At 63.0% G+C, this 16,480-nt stretch carries 13 protein-coding genes; 7 read left to right on the top strand and 6 right to left on the bottom strand.

The features are described 5' to 3' along the window. Nucleotides 1-19 precede the first annotated feature (19 nt). Both BLV94_RS04990 and BLV94_RS04985 read left to right on the top strand, forming a co-directional pair. Entirely contained in the window at nt 20-1,807 is a 1,788-nt protein-coding gene (locus BLV94_RS04990) for a flavin-containing monooxygenase (protein ID WP_072946476.1), read from the top strand. Between the two features lie 63 nt (nt 1,808-1,870). Then, nucleotides 1,871-2,803: an SMP-30/gluconolactonase/LRE family protein gene (locus tag BLV94_RS04985; protein WP_072946477.1), complete on the top strand. Its 933-nt coding sequence runs from the start codon at nt 1,871-1,873 to the stop codon at nt 2,801-2,803. Between the two features lie 86 nt (nt 2,804-2,889). Here BLV94_RS04985 and BLV94_RS04980 read toward each other — a convergent pair whose 3' ends face one another. Next, complete coding sequence (locus BLV94_RS04980; RefSeq protein ID WP_072946478.1) at nt 2,890-3,528, bottom strand: nuclear transport factor 2 family protein; 639 nt, start codon at nt 3,526-3,528, stop codon at nt 2,890-2,892. Between the two features lie 119 nt (nt 3,529-3,647). Then, nucleotides 3,648-4,400, bottom strand: a complete 753-nt coding sequence (locus BLV94_RS04975; RefSeq protein WP_072946526.1) for a FadR/GntR family transcriptional regulator — start codon at nt 4,398-4,400, stop codon at nt 3,648-3,650. Nucleotides 4,401-4,806: 406 nt separating this feature from the next. Between BLV94_RS04975 and BLV94_RS04970 the strand changes: the two genes are divergently transcribed. The 4 genes from BLV94_RS04970 to BLV94_RS04955 are packed head-to-tail and all read left to right on the top strand — an operon-like array spanning nt 4,807 to nt 8,149. Then, entirely contained in the window at nt 4,807-5,682 is an 876-nt protein-coding gene (locus BLV94_RS04970) for a branched-chain amino acid ABC transporter permease (RefSeq protein ID WP_072946479.1), read from the top strand. Then, nucleotides 5,682-6,695 carry a branched-chain amino acid ABC transporter permease gene (locus tag BLV94_RS04965; protein WP_072946480.1) on the top strand — a complete coding sequence of 338 codons (1,014 nt, stop codon included), beginning with the start codon at nt 5,682-5,684 and terminating at the stop codon, nt 6,693-6,695. The genes BLV94_RS04970 and BLV94_RS04965 overlap by 1 nt, the downstream gene beginning before the upstream one ends. 10 nt (nt 6,696-6,705) lie before the next feature. Next, the gene (locus tag BLV94_RS04960; RefSeq protein ID WP_167372127.1) at nt 6,706-7,425 is read left to right on the top strand and encodes an ABC transporter ATP-binding protein; all 720 of its coding nucleotides are present in this window, start codon (nt 6,706-6,708) and stop codon (nt 7,423-7,425) included. Next, nucleotides 7,412-8,149, top strand: coding sequence for an ABC transporter ATP-binding protein (locus BLV94_RS04955; RefSeq protein WP_072946527.1), 738 nt, complete (start codon nt 7,412-7,414; stop codon nt 8,147-8,149). Before BLV94_RS04960 ends, BLV94_RS04955 begins: the two co-directional genes overlap by 14 nt. A 1,096-nt stretch (nt 8,150-9,245) precedes the next feature. Here the strand turns inward: BLV94_RS04955 and pntB are convergent. The 4 genes from pntB to BLV94_RS04930 all read right to left on the bottom strand — a co-directional run bounded on the left by pntB (nt 9,246) and on the right by BLV94_RS04930 (nt 14,513). Next, nucleotides 9,246-10,667 (bottom strand): Re/Si-specific NAD(P)(+) transhydrogenase subunit beta, encoded by a 1,422-nt coding sequence (pntB, locus tag BLV94_RS04945; protein WP_072946482.1) that lies wholly within the window; start codon nt 10,665-10,667, stop codon nt 9,246-9,248. A 28-nt stretch (nt 10,668-10,695) separates the two neighbouring features. Continuing rightward, complete coding sequence (locus tag BLV94_RS04940; RefSeq protein WP_072946483.1) at nt 10,696-12,225, bottom strand: Re/Si-specific NAD(P)(+) transhydrogenase subunit alpha; 1,530 nt, start codon at nt 12,223-12,225, stop codon at nt 10,696-10,698. 330 nt (nt 12,226-12,555) lie between these two features. Next, a complete protein-coding gene (locus BLV94_RS04935) occupies nt 12,556-13,317 on the bottom strand; it encodes a 3-hydroxyacyl-CoA dehydrogenase (protein WP_072946484.1) in 762 nt (253 codons plus the stop codon). 89 nt (nt 13,318-13,406) lie between these two features. Beyond that, on the bottom strand, nt 13,407-14,513 hold the full coding sequence (locus BLV94_RS04930) for an ABC transporter substrate-binding protein (protein WP_072946485.1): 1,107 nt from the start codon (nt 14,511-14,513) through the stop codon (nt 13,407-13,409). A gap of 351 nt (nt 14,514-14,864) precedes the next feature. On the opposite strand from BLV94_RS04930, the gene BLV94_RS04925 reads away from it, so the two are divergent. Beyond that, nucleotides 14,865-16,469: a class I adenylate-forming enzyme family protein gene (locus BLV94_RS04925; RefSeq protein ID WP_072946486.1), complete on the top strand. Its 1,605-nt coding sequence runs from the start codon at nt 14,865-14,867 to the stop codon at nt 16,467-16,469. Nucleotides 16,470-16,480: the final 11 nt, after the last annotated feature.

The following is a 16,480-nucleotide window of genomic DNA, read 5'->3' as shown; positions in this document are numbered from 1 at the left end:
AGATCGGATCGGAAGACACATGCAAACCGATGACCACATCACGGCTCTCGAAGCGGTACGCGCGAAATATCGTGCCGAGCGCGACAAGCGGATCCGGCCCGATGGAAACCATCAGTACGGGTACATCGGCACCGGCAAGTTCGAAGATTATGGCGCCGATCCGTGGACTCCTGAAGTCGAGCAGCGCGCCACGGTTCACGACGACGTCGATCTGACGATCCTCGGCGGTGGCTTCGGTGGCTTGGTTGCCGGAGCCTTCGCGCGTAAGACCGGCATCGATAAGATCCGATTCATCGACACTGCCGGGGATTTCGGAGGTACGTGGTATTGGAACCGCTACCCCGGGCTCGCTTGCGACGTGGAGTCCTACATCTACCTTCCCCTGCTGGAAGAAGTCGGAAGGATGCCGAGCCGCAAGTACGTCTCCGGAGAGGAGATCCGGCAGCACGCGCTCGCCATAGTCGACCATTTCGAACTCCGACGCGACGCCCTCTTCCAGACCAAGATCGAGACCTTGCACTGGAACGATGACCTCGAACGTTGGACGGTCACCACCTCGCGCGGCGACGAGTTCAACTCTCGGTACGTCCTTGTGTCCGGTGGCGTTCTGCAACGTCCCAAGCTACCCAACCTGCCCGGTGTGGACGACTTCGCCGGACATGCCTTCCACACCAGCCGCTGGGACTACGACTACACAGGTGGTGACCACACGGGTGGGCTCCACAAGCTGGTCGACAAGCGAGTTGCCATCGTAGGTACTGGCGCGACGGCACTCCAGGTCGTGCCCCGGCTCGCCGAATATGCCAAGGAGCTACTTGTCGTCCAGCGCACGCCGTCCACCGTTGATGTGCGCGCCGACGCCGAGACGGATCCGCAGTGGTGGGAGTCGCTGGAACCGGGCTGGCAGAACGAACGCCGCAAAAACTTCATCGACATCGTTCACGGTCAGGGCGCTGAGCAGAACCTGGTCGGTGACTCCTGGACCGATATCGGCCCGGCCCGGGGCATGCGGCGACTGATCGCCAGCGGTTTCACCGAAGACCCCGCTGTTTCGTTCGAGATGGCTGACTACGAGAAGATGGAAGAACTCCGCCGTCGCGTAGCGGACACCGTCGAGGACGGGGACACGGCTTCGAGGCTGCAGCCGTGGTACATGCACATGTGCAAGCGACCCGGCTTCAGCGATCTTTACCTCGATACGTTCAACAAGCCGCACGTCAATCTGGTCGACACCGAAGGCCAGGGGATCGAGCGTTTCACAGAGAAGGGATTCGTGGCGAACGGTGTCGAGCACGAGGTCGACCTGGTCATCTTCGCGACCGGGTATGAGGTGAGCTTCGATCCGTCGACCCGCGCGGGCGTGGACATCCGCGGACGCCGGGGAGTGCCTCTCCCCGAGTACTGGGCCGAGGGCATGCGGACACTCCACGGTTGGGTCACCCGCGGCTATCCCAACCTTTTCCACATGGGAGTGTTACAAAACGCCCACTCCGTCAACTACACCCACATTCTCGAGCAGCAGGCCGCACACATCATGACGGCAGTGTACGAAGCCGAACTGCGTGGCAACGTCCTGGTCGAACCGAGCGAAGAGTCGGAGAACGAGTGGGTGTCCACCATTCGAGCGCAGGGGCCGGCCCAGGACCAGTTCCTTGCCGAGTGCACGCCGGGGTACTACAACTCCGAGGGCAAACCCCCGCGGTCGGAGACCTTCGCCGCCGGGCCGAACGAGTTCGATCAGGTGCTCAATGCGTGGCTGGCGACCGGTGGCCTCGAGCAGGTCATGGAGCCGAAGTCGCACGCCTGATCAGGTTCGCGTCGATTTGCCCCTACATTCGGGTCAACAGTCTCAGAAGCGGAGAGAGCCAAGATGTTTGGGGAGTCCAATTTTCGTCTGGTGGGGTCGGGACTGAGTTGTCCCGAAGGACCGGTCGTCGAGGACGACGGATCGGTCCTGGTCTGCGAAGTCCGGGGCGCTGCGCTGGTGCGCGTGAGTCCAGGGGGATCCCGGACAGTGGTGGCCAACCTGCCCTCGGGGGCGAACGGAGCTGCCATTGGTCCTGACGGCGCTGCCTACGTTGCCACCAACGGCAGCTTCACCTTTGCCGACGTCGAGGGCATCACCCACATCACCGGGTTGATCGAGGACTGGGTGGGTGGCGCGCTCTACCGTGTCGACCGCACCACAGGTGAGGTCCGAGAACTCTTCACAGAGAGCGAGGGACAGCATCTCGGGTCCCTCAACGACGTTGTATTCGATGCCGACGGTGGGGCCTATATAGCGGACACTACCTCGGGTCTGCTGCACTATGCGGTCCCTGCAGAACGCCGGATCGGCGTGGCTGTGTCGGACGTGGTGACTCCAAACGGTGTCGGCCTCTCGCCCGACGGCAGCCGTCTCTATGTCTCGGAAACGTTCACTGGCCGGTTGCGCACCTTCGAGGTGGTGGGCCCGGGCAAGTTGCTGCCTCTCCCTGATGTCTTCCAGCACCCTGCGGCTGCTCAGGACGACACTGAGGGGATCGACCTGCAACAGAGCAAGCAGTTCTGGGACGGTCTCGCCGTTGATGGAGAAGGCAACCTCGTCGTGGCCGACTTGGCGAGTTCCGGCGTGCGTGTCGTTAGTCCGCTCGGTGCGGAACTGGCCTTCTTCGAAACTCCGGAGCGGGATCCCTACGTGACCTGCGTGGCTTTCGGTGGACCGGACGGCCGCACTGCGTACGTCACCTCCGGTGGCCGTGGTCGACTGTATGCTATCGACAACTGGCCCTTCGAGGGCGGACGCGTCAACTTCCAGCCCTGAGCCGCGGCCAACGCAACCACGCAGAGAGCCCGAGCCATCCCACGATGGCTCGGGCTCTCTGCGTAAGTCGAAGGCACAGGCAGGGTTCAGGTGAGCAGGTAGCGCTCTTCCACGAGATCGCGGGTCGTCACCTGTCCCGCTGCAGGCGGGACGCTGTCGCCCATCTTCCGGGCGATATGACTTTGCTTGGTCAGGTAGTTGAACGTGATCCGCTGCTTCGCGATGAGCCAATCGCCGTCGACTCGACGCATGCGGTGCACGTAGGTGCCGCCGCAGGACAACAGCTTGTCCTGGTGGGTCATCACGGCGGAGAACCAGAAGGCGTTGAGCGTCGCGTGGTCGGGGTCGTCCTCGTCGAGGGTCACGACCACGTTGGTCCCGTGGTGGATGGCGAACTTTTGTCCGTCGGTTAACCATCGGTAGCTCTCGCGGAGTTCGTCGTGCCCCTGATACGTTCCCCGGGCGTTGATCTGGATGGCATCGTCGGTGTAGCAGGACAGGATCGCCTCGATGTCGCCCGCGTCATAGCAGGCGTGATAGCGGCGGAAGGTCAGCTCGATGTCGCGCTCGTCCTCGAGTCGCTGCAACCGACGGAGGATGCCTTCCGGGGAATCGTCGCGGGGTGCCCCGGTGCGTCTCTTGAGGTCGAAGGCCTGATCGACGAATGGCTTCCACATCGATCTGGCCCAGGCGAACTGGTTGGTGTCGTTCAGCGGTTCGGTCATATAACCCACCTGCGTCTCTCTTCACGTCGTGAGGCCAGGTCGACCGATCAACGTCAACTCTGACTGCTTTGCAAAGATACTTACACAGTGCAAGTTTTAGATCAAGAAGTCAGAGGGGATCAACTAATAGCCTCGCCGGTCGTGGAGTTTTCCTTGATGTACTCCAGGTGGGTTGCCATCTCGCGAGAGGCCGCCTCGGGATCGCCGGCTTCGATGGCGCGCAGGATTGCGACGTGCTGCTTCACCGTCTCGCGCCCGACTTTTTCGCTGAGCTGGAGGAAGGAGACCGGCTGGGAAGTGCTGTGCACCGACTTCACGAGGGCTCCCAGGAGGCGATTGCCGGATGCCTGGGCAATGGTCGAATGAAACTGGTGGTCCAGGGCCGGCACGGCCGGATCGCTGGTGTCGGCCTTCCGCTGCTGGTCCACGACGCTGTTGAGGATCTCTAGGTGGTAGTCATCCCGATTGGTCGCTGCCCGAGATGCTGCTGGAATCTCCAAGATCTCCCTGACCTCGGTCAGCTCGGCGATGGTGAGCGTGCCGAGGCGAAGGGTGGTGGAAAGGGACTCTGAGAGGAGGGTGAAGAGCCCCTCATGAGTGACGGAGTTGACGAAGCTCCCCCCCGAGATTCCGGGAACCCTTCGAATGAGTCCACTCTCGGCGAGCCCTTCGAGCGCCTGGTGCACGGTCGGTCGACTCACCTCGAACAGGTTGGCCAACTGCGACTCGGGCGGCAACTTCTCGCCATGTGCGAATTGTCCCGAAAGGATGGCCTTGGCGATCTGGTCCTCCACCTGCTTGCGTGGACGCTTCACAGGCTTGGGCGCGAAGGTGTCGACAGCGTTGTTTGCTTTGGATCCGCGTGCGGCCATGTCCTGCACCTTTCGTGTATGTGGCTGCACACTCACCGGCAACCCGATCGTCTAGAACACAGCATAGATGTTCACCCCTTCGTCGTTGTGAGCCCGGATGCTCATTAGCTGCGTCTTGTCGCGCTCGTGGCTTGGCGACAAACACTTGCATCTGCACAACAGCATAAAGTATGCAAAGTGTTAGTTCTAGTGACAATGAACAGTTATTGAGCCTATTGCTAAATGCAGATGCCGAAGTTAACGTTTGTGCCGCGGGTCACGTGACGTCGGTCATGTTCCCCAAGTCCGATCGAGGCCGTTAGAGGTCGTTGCCTGCTGAAGGAGAGTGTCCGTGGTTGGACCAGTGCAAGGGTTGGCGCGTTGATCACCGACGTGGAGTTGTTGACTGAGGGAGGCGAATGAACTGATGGACACCCTGATCTCAGCCATTTCGTCAGGCCTCAGCCAAGGCAGTATTGCTGTGGTGGCGGCAGTCGGACTCGTCGTGATCATCAAGGCCACGGGTATCATCAACTTCGCCCACGGTGACGTCCTGACCATGGGGGCCTACGTAGCCATGGTGCTGATCTCGGTGCACTCGCTACCGATCTGGCTGGCCTACCTGCTCGCCATCGTTGCGGGCGGCGCGCTGGGTCTCGCCACGGAGCGTCTCGTATACCGGCCGATTCGCAACCGTTCGATGCTTAGCATCATGGTCATCCTCTTTGCCGTCGGACTCCTGGTTCGAGAGTCCCTGATCCTCTGGCGCGGCTCGGGGACGCATCCGCTGGAATCGTTTGTCGGAACCGGAGTGCTTCGCATCGGTGAGGCCGCGGTTCCCTATCAGAGCATCCTGATCGTGGTCGTAATGCTTGTCGTCGTCACCGCACTGGTGCTGATATTTGAGAAGACCCAGTTGGGGCGACAGTTCCGCGCACTCGCTGCAGATCGGGAGACGGCCTTCCTGGTCGGCATCCGCGCAGGGTGGCTATCCAGCTTGGCCTTCATCGTCGCGGGCATGCTCGCCGCGCTCGGCGGTGTGCTCCTTGCGCCGCTGCTTTCGGTCAGTCCGACCCTCGGCTTCGGAGTGCTGCTGACGGCATTCGCCGCCACCGTACTCGGAGGTACCGATCGCTTGGTTGGCGTCACGGTGGCAGGCTTGGGGCTGGGCTTGATCCAAGCATTTGCCACAACGTATATCTCCTCGGCCTACTCGTCGGTCTATCCGTTTGTGGTCTTCATTCTTGTCCTTGCAGTGCGGCCTGAAGGACTCTTCCAGAGCAAGGTGAAGGTGAGGTACTGATGACTACGACACAGGAGAGCCCAGCCGCCCCGTCCCGAGATCGTGAAGCGGCCGCCGCTGTGGCAGTGCCACGGGGCCGGGTCCGGATGCATCTGTCTGTCTTCGTCGCGTTGATTGTCGCGATTGCGGTCTCGCCCCTGTGGGTTACCAACACTGATCAGTGGGGATTGCTCAATCAGGCCCTCGTCTACACAGTGCTCGCGATCGGGTTCTACTTCGTCTTCGGCTTGAGCGGACAGTTCAACTTCGCTCATGGCGGATTCTTTGCCATCGGCGCTGTGGTGTCCGGCAACGTGGCCGGCGCTGACAACTTCTGGCTCGGCTTCGTAGCCGGCATTGTGGTTTCCACGGTGATCGGCGTGGCTTTCCGTGCAGCGTTGGCGCGCGTGAGCGCCATCTACTTTGCGATCGCAACCTTCGCGCTGAGCGGCATCATCCTTCTCGTCGTCCAGAACTGGGAGTGGTTGGCAGGCGGGTTCACGGGAATGAGCGGCCTCGCGGCACCGACGTTCTTCGGTAAGGACCTCTTCCTGCCTGAAGACATGTACTGGCTCTACGGCGGGATCACGATCGTGGCCGTGGGGCTTGGCATCCTGCTCGAGCAGTCGCCCTTGCGTCGCTACGTCCTGGTCGCTCGTGACTCCCGCGGAATTCTTCCGACGGTCGGGGTGAATCCGCGAAAGATTGAACTCACGATGTTCGGCGTGGGTTGTGCCTACGCCGGGGCTGCGGGTTCGATGTATGCGCACATGCTCGGCTTCGTCGGGGGCTTCTCTTTCTCGGACTCCATCTCACTGAACGTATTCCTGATGGTCTTCCTGGGCGGCGTGTCCGTTATGTGGGGTGCCGTCATCGGGGCGGTCGTGCTCACCTGGTTGCCGGAGGTCCTCCGCGAGGTCACCGAGCATGCCCAGTTCCTCTATGCCGTCATCCTGGTCCTCGTCCTGATGCTGTTGCCGAAGGGCCTTGTGGGTGTCACCGAACGAGTTTGGAAGGCCATTCGTCGTGCTTAGTGTCGAGAACTTGACAGTCCGCTTCGGGCAGGTCGTTGCCGTCGACAACGTCACCTTGAGCGTCGCTCCCGGTGAGACAGTCGGCATCGTCGGACCGAACGGCTCCGGCAAGTCGACGTTCCTGAACGCCGTCAATCGCCTGGTTCCCTCCACCGGCACCATCAAGATCGGTAACCGAGCGGGGCCGGGCAGGATAGGACGAACCTTTCAGACGCCGCAAGTGCACCCGGAACTGACGTGTCTGGAGAATGTCATGTTGGGATCGCCCGACCGCACCGGGACGGGGCTCTTCGGAGCCTGGCTCGGCCGACCGGGAGCGGGGCGCGCGGAGCGAGAGCGGCGCGAGAAGGCTGCTGAGTACCTCGTTACCGCCAACGTGCCGACCAGCGTGTTCCATGAGCAGTGCGATTCACAGCCGCTATCGGTGGCCCGAGGTGTGGAGATCGCGCGAGCGTTGGCACGTGAACCGCAGATCATCTTCCTCGACGAGCCGGCCGCGGGACTCAATGACGACGAGACATCAGATCTGGTCGACGTCATTCGCGCCATTCGCAGCCCCGACCGGTGCACGGTGGTCATCGAGCACAAAATCGACTTCATCGACCGCGCCACCGATCGTGTCGTGGTATTCGAAGCAGGCAAACTCATTGCCACGGGCCCGCCTCGAGAGATTTGGTCCCATTCCCGAGTGGTCGAAGCCTATCTGGGAGTTGTCGATGTTGAAGATTGAGAATGTCCGCGTCTCCTACAACGGGATCGATGCCGTCCACGGAGTGAGTTTGGAGGTGTCCGAGGGCGAGGCAGTTGCGCTTCTGGGGCCGAACGGAGCTGGCAAGAGTTCGACACTCAAGGCGATTGTCGGTGCTGTTGCGTCGACCGGCCGTATCGAGTTCGACGGAGGCGTCTATCGTCGCCAGCCCGATGCCTTGGCGCGCGCGGGGCTGATGCTCGTTCCCGAAGGGCGGCACCTGTTCAAGTCGATGACGGCCCACGAGAACATCCAGGTTGGCGAGAGCGCCCGCCGTGGCCGGTCCGGGCCATCCGTTGACGACATCTACGAGTTGTTCCCCGCATTGGTTCCCTTGCGGGACAGGGCGTCTTGGGCGTTGTCCGGTGGTGAGCAGCAGATGGTGGCAGTCGGTAGAGCGTTGGCCGGCGGACCCCGAATGCTCCTGTTGGACGAGCCGTCCATGGGGCTGGCACCGCTGGTGATCTCCGACATGTACAAGTCCTTGGCCCAAATTCGTGATTCAGTCACGATCCTGTGCGTCGAGCAGAACACGCAGGCAGCGCTGAAGCTCTGCCAGCGCGCCTATGTGATGGCCAACGGTGAAATCCAGCTCGAGGCCACGGCGGCCGAGCTCGCCGGACAGAAGCGCCTGATGGACTCCTATATGGGCCGCAAGGACGTCGGGGGAGCAGTCGAGGACAAGGCCGAGACGACCGCCTCGTAGCCCTCATACAGGCGCTGGCAGCACTCTGAACTCCCATGCAGGCCTCGCGGTGGCTGATGCTGCCGAGAGGCCTGCCCCTGTCCGGGCCTGTACCTGGTCGTCGTGACGTCATGCCTGGCAAAGCCGGCGCCGCACCCGGGCACCGGATATGCCAGCTCCTCACTGCCGGTGCCTACTCCATTCCCTCTCGGCCCCGCTCTCCACCGACCTTGGTTGTCGCGCGGCCGACGACCCGACCGTCACGTCGGCACACAACACCGCGTCTTTCTCCTCGTCGGTTCAGCACAGCCTGCGCACGATGTCCTTTGCGGACTACCGCTTCCTTCCTGCCATGTTTCCGTCGTCCCCTGAAAGCGCGTCCGAGAACTCCGGGAACGTCACGCCGAGCGGGCGAGCCGGCGTGACAAGGTGGCGATCACGGCGATGTACACCATCGCTTCGTGATGGTCGGGCCGCGTCTCGTAGTCACGGACACAGCGCCGGTGTTTACAGATCCAGGCGAAGGTTCGCTCGACTGCCCAACGCAGGGGAAGAACCTTTGAACCCACTGACATCGTCTGTTCGTGAGACGACCTAAACCGTCAGTGAGGCAACCCGTTTCGGTCCGGTCGGTCAGGCGTCCGGCATACTCGCCGTCGCCCACACCAGGATAATCGGCGGGAATCGGGCACGCAACGCGGCCGGCAGCCGGATGGCACCGTCGCGGTCGAAGAATCCCGGGCATGGTTACCACGACCACCAGTAGCAGCCGTTGGTGCCGCCGACCGCAATGGACCCGCGCCCGATCACGTCACGCGTCGAGAATCCCATGCCATACTCCCGGGCGGACCGTGTTTGTCGGGTCGGCCACCGCTGCCGGTGGTGTTGCCGGGTGGAGATAGTACTGACCTCCCAGGAGTTCACCCATTCCTCACCAGTCACACGCCGATCACCCCGAGTTCCAGATGCGCTCTGGGGTGCGATGAAGGCCGTTACCGAAGATGCATTCTGTGCGCGCCGATTCCGGCACACTGAAGATTCGCGTTCGATGACGAGTTTGGACGGCGTGCCGCGCCGGACCTTGGTGACGGCCCCGGTGGGGACCGGAATGTGGTGGTCAGAGGGCCTGGAGGATGTTCTCGACTCGGTCCTTGGCGTCGCCGAACAGCATCGCGGAGTTCTGGCGGTAGAACAGCGGGTTCTGCACTCCGGCGTAGCCGGAGGCCATGGAACGCTTGAACACGATGACGTTGTCTGCCTCCCACACAGTGAGGACCGGCATGCCCGCGATCGGGCTTCCCGGATCCTCGGCCGCGGCCGGGTTGACGGTGTCGTTGGCGCCGATGACCAGGACGACGGAGGTGTTGTCGAAGTCGTCGTTGATCTCGTCCATCTCCAGCACGATGTCGTAGGGCACCTTGGCCTCCGCCAGTAGCACGTTCATATGGCCGGGGAGGCGGCCTGCGACGGGGTGGATCCCGAACCGGACATTGACACCGCGCTCGCGGAGCTTGCGGGTGAGCTCGGCGACACCGTGCTGGGCCTGGGCGACGGCCATGCCGTATCCGGGGGTGATGATCACCGAATCGGCTGAGCCGAGAAGTTCGGCGACACTCTCGGCGGTGATTTCGCGATGCTCACCGTAGTCTTTGTCGGAGGCGGGGGCAGCCTCGATGCCGAAGCCGCCGGCGATGACGGAGATGAAGGATCGGTTCATCGCCTTGCACATGATGTAGGACAGGTACGCACCGGATGAACCGACCAAGGCACCGGTGACGATGAGTAGGTCGTTGCCGAGGAGGAAGCCGGATGCGGCGGCCGCCCAGCCGGAGTAGCTGTTGAGCATGGACACAACGACCGGCATGTCGCCGCCGCCGATGGAGGCGACCAAATGCCAGCCCAGCAGGAGCGCGAGTGCGGTGATTGCAACGAGCAGCCACAGGGCCGGGTCGGCGACGAACCACACGGTGAGCGCGAAGAAGAGCACCAGCGCACCAACATTGAGAATATTCTTGCCCGGCAGCATCAGTGGGGTGGACTTCATCCGTGCCGAGAGCTTGAGATTGGCGACGATCGAGCCGGTGAAGGTGACCGCTCCGATGAAGACGCCTATTGCGACCTCGGCCGAGTGGATGCCGAGCAGGCCCGCCCCGTGGAGGAGGTCGGCCTCGACACCATTCGGGTGCCACTCCACATGTAGGTAGCCGTTCCAGCCGACCAAGACGGCGGCCAGACCCACGAAAGAATGTAATAGCGCGATCAATTCGGGCATGCCGGTCATCTTCACGACGCGGGCACGCCACAGGCCGATCGCGGCACCCACCGCCGTCGCACCGATCAGCAGTGCCAGTCCCAGCGGTTCGATATCTCGGTCGATCGCGAGCGCGATGGTTGCGACCAAGGCCACGGCCATGCCGGTGACGCCGAAGGTGTTCCCGGCTTTGGACGTCTCGTGCTTGGACAGCCCGGCCAGCGCCAGGATGAATAGCAATGCCGCGACGATGTACGCCGACGAGGCGGCGGTTTCTATGGAAATCATGGGATCCACTCCGAAGTCGTGCGCAGGGTCAGCTGCGGGAGAACATGGCAAGCATGCGGCGGGTCACCGCGAAGCCACCGACAATGTTGATGCTGGCCAGCAGAATCGCCGCGAACGACAACACCGTGATCACGGAGTCGCCCTGTCCGATTTGAAGCAGTGCACCGACCACGATGATTCCGGAGATCGCGTTGGTCACCGACATCAACGGGGTGTGCAGCGCGTGGTGCACGTGGCCGATGACGTAGTAGCCGATCACGATTGCCAGCGCGAAGACTGTCAGATGTATCTGCAACGCGGTCGGCGCGATCGCAATCAGGGCGAACAGTGCCGTCGCCGCGGCGAATACGGTGCCCAGCCGGCGACCGGCCGACATCGGCTGCTTCGCGGGCGACTCCCGAACCGGGGCGGCGGTGGACTGAGACGCGACCGGCGCGGCAGAGACCGAAACCGGTGGGGGAGGCCAAGTGATATCGCCGTCGTGGACAACGGTAATGGAGCGCTGGACGACGTCGTCGAAGTCCAAGACGAATTGCCCGTCGGTCCCTGGCGTCATCAACTTGAGCAGATTGACCAGATTGGTGCCATACAGCTGGGACGCCTGTGCTGGTAGGCGGCCGGGCAGGTCGGTGTAGCCGATGACAGTCACACCGTTCGCTGTCACGACCGCTTCGCCTTTGACCGTGCCTTCGACGTTGCCGCCGTTCTGCGCCGCCATGTCGACGATCACACTGCCCGGCTTCATCGACGCGACCATCTCCGCGGTGATGATCCGCGGTGCCGGACGGCCCGGGATCAGGGCGGTGGTGATGATGATGTCGACATCTTTGCACTGCTCGACGTACAGCTGCGCCTCGCGGGTCTTGTAGTCGTCGCCCATTTCCTTGGCGTATCCAGTAGCCGACACCTCCGTTTCGGAGGAGTCGATCGACAGATACTCTCCTCCAAGGGATTTGACCTGATCCGCGACCTCGGGCCGGGGGTCGGTCGCGCGTACGATGGCGCCGAGGCTGCCGGCCGCACCAATTGCCGCCAAACCGGCGACTCCCGCACCGACGACGAGTACCTTGGCCGGCGGAACCTTGCCGGCCGCGGTTACCTGGCCGGTGAAGAATCGGCCGAAGGCGTGTGCGGCCTCGACCACCGCGCGGTAGCCGGCGATGTTGGCCATTGACGAGAGCACATCGAGCGATTGGGCCCGCGAGATACGCGGCACCGCGTCCATCGCCAATGCGGTGATCGGGCGCCTGCCGAGGTCGGTCACCAGATCCGGGTCGAAGGCGGGTGCCAGGAGGCTGATGAGCGTCGCCCCGGGGTTCAGCGCATCGAGTTGGTGGTTCGACGGGGCATTCACCCCAAGAACGATGTCCGTGGTGAGGGCGTCTCCGATGAAGGCACCCGCCTCGCGGTATGCATCGTCGGAGAAGGACGACGGGGTACCGGCTCCGGGGTCGACGATTACGTCGTAACCGAGCTTGAGTAACTGGGCAACTGTAGCTGGTGTTGCCGCGACGCGGGTTTCGTCGGGCCGCGCCTCTCGAAGGACGCCGATCTTCATGGTGGTGCTCCTCGCAGGTGCATGTGGTGAATTCGTGGCTGTCTAGTCAGGTTCACCAGCTCGGCGGACCGAGCGGTGCAGGTACGGGACGCCGAGGACCTTCGGCTGTGGCGTGCTCGAGTGGAGGTGCGCTGGAATCCTTCGGGTCATTCCGATGCCGGCCCGGCGCGGTGCGGGCCGACCGTGCGTGTGCGTGCCTCCGGTCTATCGGCGAACCGCAGGGTGCGGGTGCTGACCTGCGGCGACCAGCGAAGGCCTGAGAAACGCCCTTCGCGCCGGGCTTTCGAGTTGTCTCGTCAAAGATCCACTGCTGGCTGGTGGGAATGCAGATCAGCGCGGTGCCATGCGGATGGCGCCGTCGAGACGGATGGTCTCACCGTTGAGCATGGGGTTTGACACGATGTGCGCGGCGAGGGCGCCGTACTCGGACGGGTCGCCGAGACGTGAGGGGTGCGGCACCTGGCCGCCGAGGGACTGCTGCGCGGCTTCCGGAAGGGCGGCGAGCAGCGGGGTCTTGAAAAGGCCCGGCGCGATGGTGTTGACGCGGATCAGCAGCGACGCGAGGTCGCGGGCGATCGGCAGGGTCATTCCGACGACGCCGCCCTTGGATGCGGAGTACGCGGCCTGACCGATCTGGCCCTCGTAGGCGGCGACGGAGGCGGTGTTGATGATGACACCGCGCTCGCCGTCGATCGGCCCGTTTTTCGAGATCCGCTCGGCGGCAAGGCGGATCACGTTGAACGTGCCGATCAGGTTGACGGTGACGGTCTTGGTGAACTCGGCCAGCGGGAACGCGCCGTTCTTGCCGAGGGTCTTGATGGCGGTGCCGATGCCGGCGCAGTTGACGACCACCCGCAGCGGGCCGAGGGACTCCGCGATGTCGAGTGCGGCGGACACGTCGGCCTCGCTGGTGACGTCGCCGGCGGCGAAGCGCACGCGGTCGCCGAGTTCCTTGGCGACGGTCTCACCGTTGGAGGAGGGCAGGTCGATGATGACGACGCTGGCGCCGTCGGCGAGCAGGGCCTTGGTGGTGGCGAGTCCGAGGCCGGAGGCGCCGCCGGTGACCAGAGCAACGCTGTCGTTGACGATCATGTTGTGCCTTTCGAAATGCAGGGGTTATCGGAAACGGTGATCAGGCCAGCGTCCACCGGCAAACGCGATCCGTCCTCACGGCAATCGCGTCAGGCGGCGCGAGTCAGCTTCCCGTCTGCGGCGGACATGACGAAGGCGTTCTCGGGCGCGCCCAGATAGTGCGAGTCATTGGACTTGTACTTGCCGCAGGCCCCGTCATAATCCAAGGACGAGTCGATGTACTCGATCCGTTCCTCAGCCGAATCTGCGCTGGATACGATCTGGGCAGCGACGTTGACGGCGTCGTAGAACCGCGGCGCCAGGGGGCTCTGGACGAGGTCGTCGCCGAACTCCTTCGAGAACGCTTCCAGATACGCCTTCGCCTTCTCGTTGTCCTGACTCTCGACCGGGACGGAAGCCGCACAGATGGAGTTGATGTAGACATTGTCGAGCTGATCAGCCGGCGTCAGCTGGCTGGTGACCTGGAAGATCCCGCCCAGGGACAGGATGATCGGAATGTCGATCGCATTCTGAGTCATGGTTCGGATCGTGATCGTGTCGATTGAGGGCACGGTGGTCTGAAGAATGACATCGACATCCTTCATGTTTCGAACCTGTGGGGTGATGTCCGTGGCGGTTGGTGCCACGTCCTGATCGACTGTGATCGGGAGATCAGCCTTCTTGGCGGCATCGAGGATGTCCTGAGCGTTGGACAAGCTGCCCTCGTCGCTGGTCGTGAGGGCTGCCGCGTCCTCGGCCTTCAAGACGTCCTGGGCGAATTTCACCGTCGCTTCGGCCGAAGCCGTCTGGGGGGGATTGAGATTGTAGGCGGTGTCACCTCCGACGTTAGCCAGGTGCAGGTGAGGGATCTTCGCTCGCGCGATGATCGGTTCGATCGCCTTGAGCTGGGAGGTGGTGATGCCGCCCACCACGATGTCGACCTGATCGGAAACGGCCCGGTTCGCAGCGTTCAGGGCCGTTTGAGGTTCGCTGCCTGCGTCATACACGGTGACCTCCACCTCCTTGCCGTCGACACCGCCATCGGCGTCGATCAGTTTTTCTGCCAGTTCGATCGCCTTCGGATTGGCATCGGCGGCATACCCTCCCGTGAGTGGGGCAAGCACGGCGATTTGAATCTTGGAGTCGTCGGCTCCCGAACTACCGCCGCATGCTGTCAGGCCGGCCGTCAACAGGACCGCCGTAGATGCCTGGGCCACGCGTTTGGCGAAGGTATTCGCCCGTCCATACCTTGAGCACCGGTCAGCCATGGCACATCTCCCTCGAAGTTTGTTACACACCGCACGCTCATCACGTCAGGGATGAGTTTATGATCAGTCGATCAGGTCATTTTGATCAGGCTGTGCCGAATCTGTCAACTGTGCGGAAAGTTGCATAGGTTAGCGCAGCCGGGCCATTGACTGCAGATGCGCCGGGGATGGTCCGCCCTATTGGTCGACCTTCAGGTCTGAGTGTCGCGTGCAGGGCACGGTCTCGCCGGAGCCCTTCACAATATGTGGCAGAGTGTTAAGATTTGTACCAATAGTAAAGTTGCGTGGCGGAGGTATGACATGGTGTTGGCGCAGATCGAGGGCACGGACTTGCCCCTGACGATTCCCGCCGCGGTGGCTGGCGCTGCTGCGGCGTGGCCGGAAGGTTTCTGGCTGGGTAGGCCGGGGGAAGAGGCCACCTTCGGGGAACTCGCGGATCGGGTCGAGGTCACTGCACGTGCGCTTGCGGCGCTGGGAGTCGAGCCGGGGGCGCGGGTCGGGCTCTTCATGGGCAATTGTGCCCTGTGGTTGGAGATCGAGTACGCCGTGACCTCGCTCGGGGCCGTTCTGGTTCCGTTGAACACGATGCTGACTGCCCCGGAGTTGACCAACCTCCTGAACCACTCGCAGGTCTCGACGCTGATCTGGGCGGACACGGTGGTGGGTCGCAGCACGATCGAGAAGCTCGAGCAGATACTGCCATCGGTCCGGATCGAGCGTCTGGTCGGCGTCGGCGACAGCCCGTGGCCGCCCGATACTCGCACTTGGGACTCGGTACTCGAGGCCGCTGACACGATGGACGCGGAAGAGGTGGCCCGTCAGGTGGCGGCAGTCGAACCCGACGACGTCGCGTTGGTGATCTACACATCTGGCACGACTGGGGCACCCAAGGGCGTCATGCAGACCCACCGCGCAATTGTCACCGCAGGGCGACGATTCGCCCGGCATCTCGAGCTCGGGCCCGGAGATCGCTCCATCTTCTGGGCGCCCCTCTACTGGATCTACGGATGCTGGTTGCAGGCGATGGTCCCGCTCGCTGCGGGCTCCGGAGTTCTTCTCGAGGAGCGTTTCAAGGCGCCTGCGGTCCTGGACCGGATGCGACAGCAGGGTTGCACCCACTTGTGGGGGGTCGCTGCCCAGCAGGAGCAACTCGTCGACGAACTCGCGGGTGACACCATGCCCCAGGTGCGCATCATCGGATTCGGTGGCACGACGAGTTCACCCGAGTTTCCCCATCGTCTGGTAGCAGCGTTCCCTGAGGCACGCCTAATGGCTGGATATGGGTTGAGCGAGTCCGGAACTTCTGCCTACACCCCTCTCGGTGCGACATTGGAAGATGTTTCGACGACCGTCGGTCGAATTCATGAGGGTGGTGGCGCCAAGGTCGTGGACATCGGGGACCCGATGGAGACCGTGCCGCACGGCACCGTGGGAGAACTGCTCATCCGGACCGACTGCATGACCGTCGGATACCTCGATGATCCCGAAGCGACAGACAAGGCATTCATCGACGGGTGGCTGCGCACGGGTGATCTGGCGCGCATGGACGATCGTGAGTACATCACGATCCTCGGTCGCAACCAGGACTCCTACAAGCGATCCGGTGCCACCGTCTACACGATCGACGCCGAGAATGTGCTCGTGTCGCATCCCGCGGTCCAGACCGCTGCGGTGATCGGAGTCGCAGACGTGGGCGTCGGCCAAGTCGGAATCGCCTACGTCGAGCTGGTGGCAGGGGCGAGCGCCACGGGTGACGAGCTCATTGCACACTGTGCAGGACGGCTGGCTGCCTACAAGGTTCCTTCCGAAATCTTTGTGGTCGACGAACTGCCACGAACTGCTTCAGGCAAGGTGCGGAAGAACCAACTCAAGGACGCCTACGCGCCGTCCGTCGCGAGCGCCTGACCCGTCCCGAT

Source organism: Rhodococcus koreensis (assembly GCF_900105905.1).
GTDB lineage: Bacteria > Actinomycetota > Actinomycetes > Mycobacteriales > Mycobacteriaceae > Rhodococcus_F > Rhodococcus_F koreensis.
Note: the sequence above shows the minus strand (reverse complement) of the source record. Positions and strands in the feature narration are given on the sequence as shown.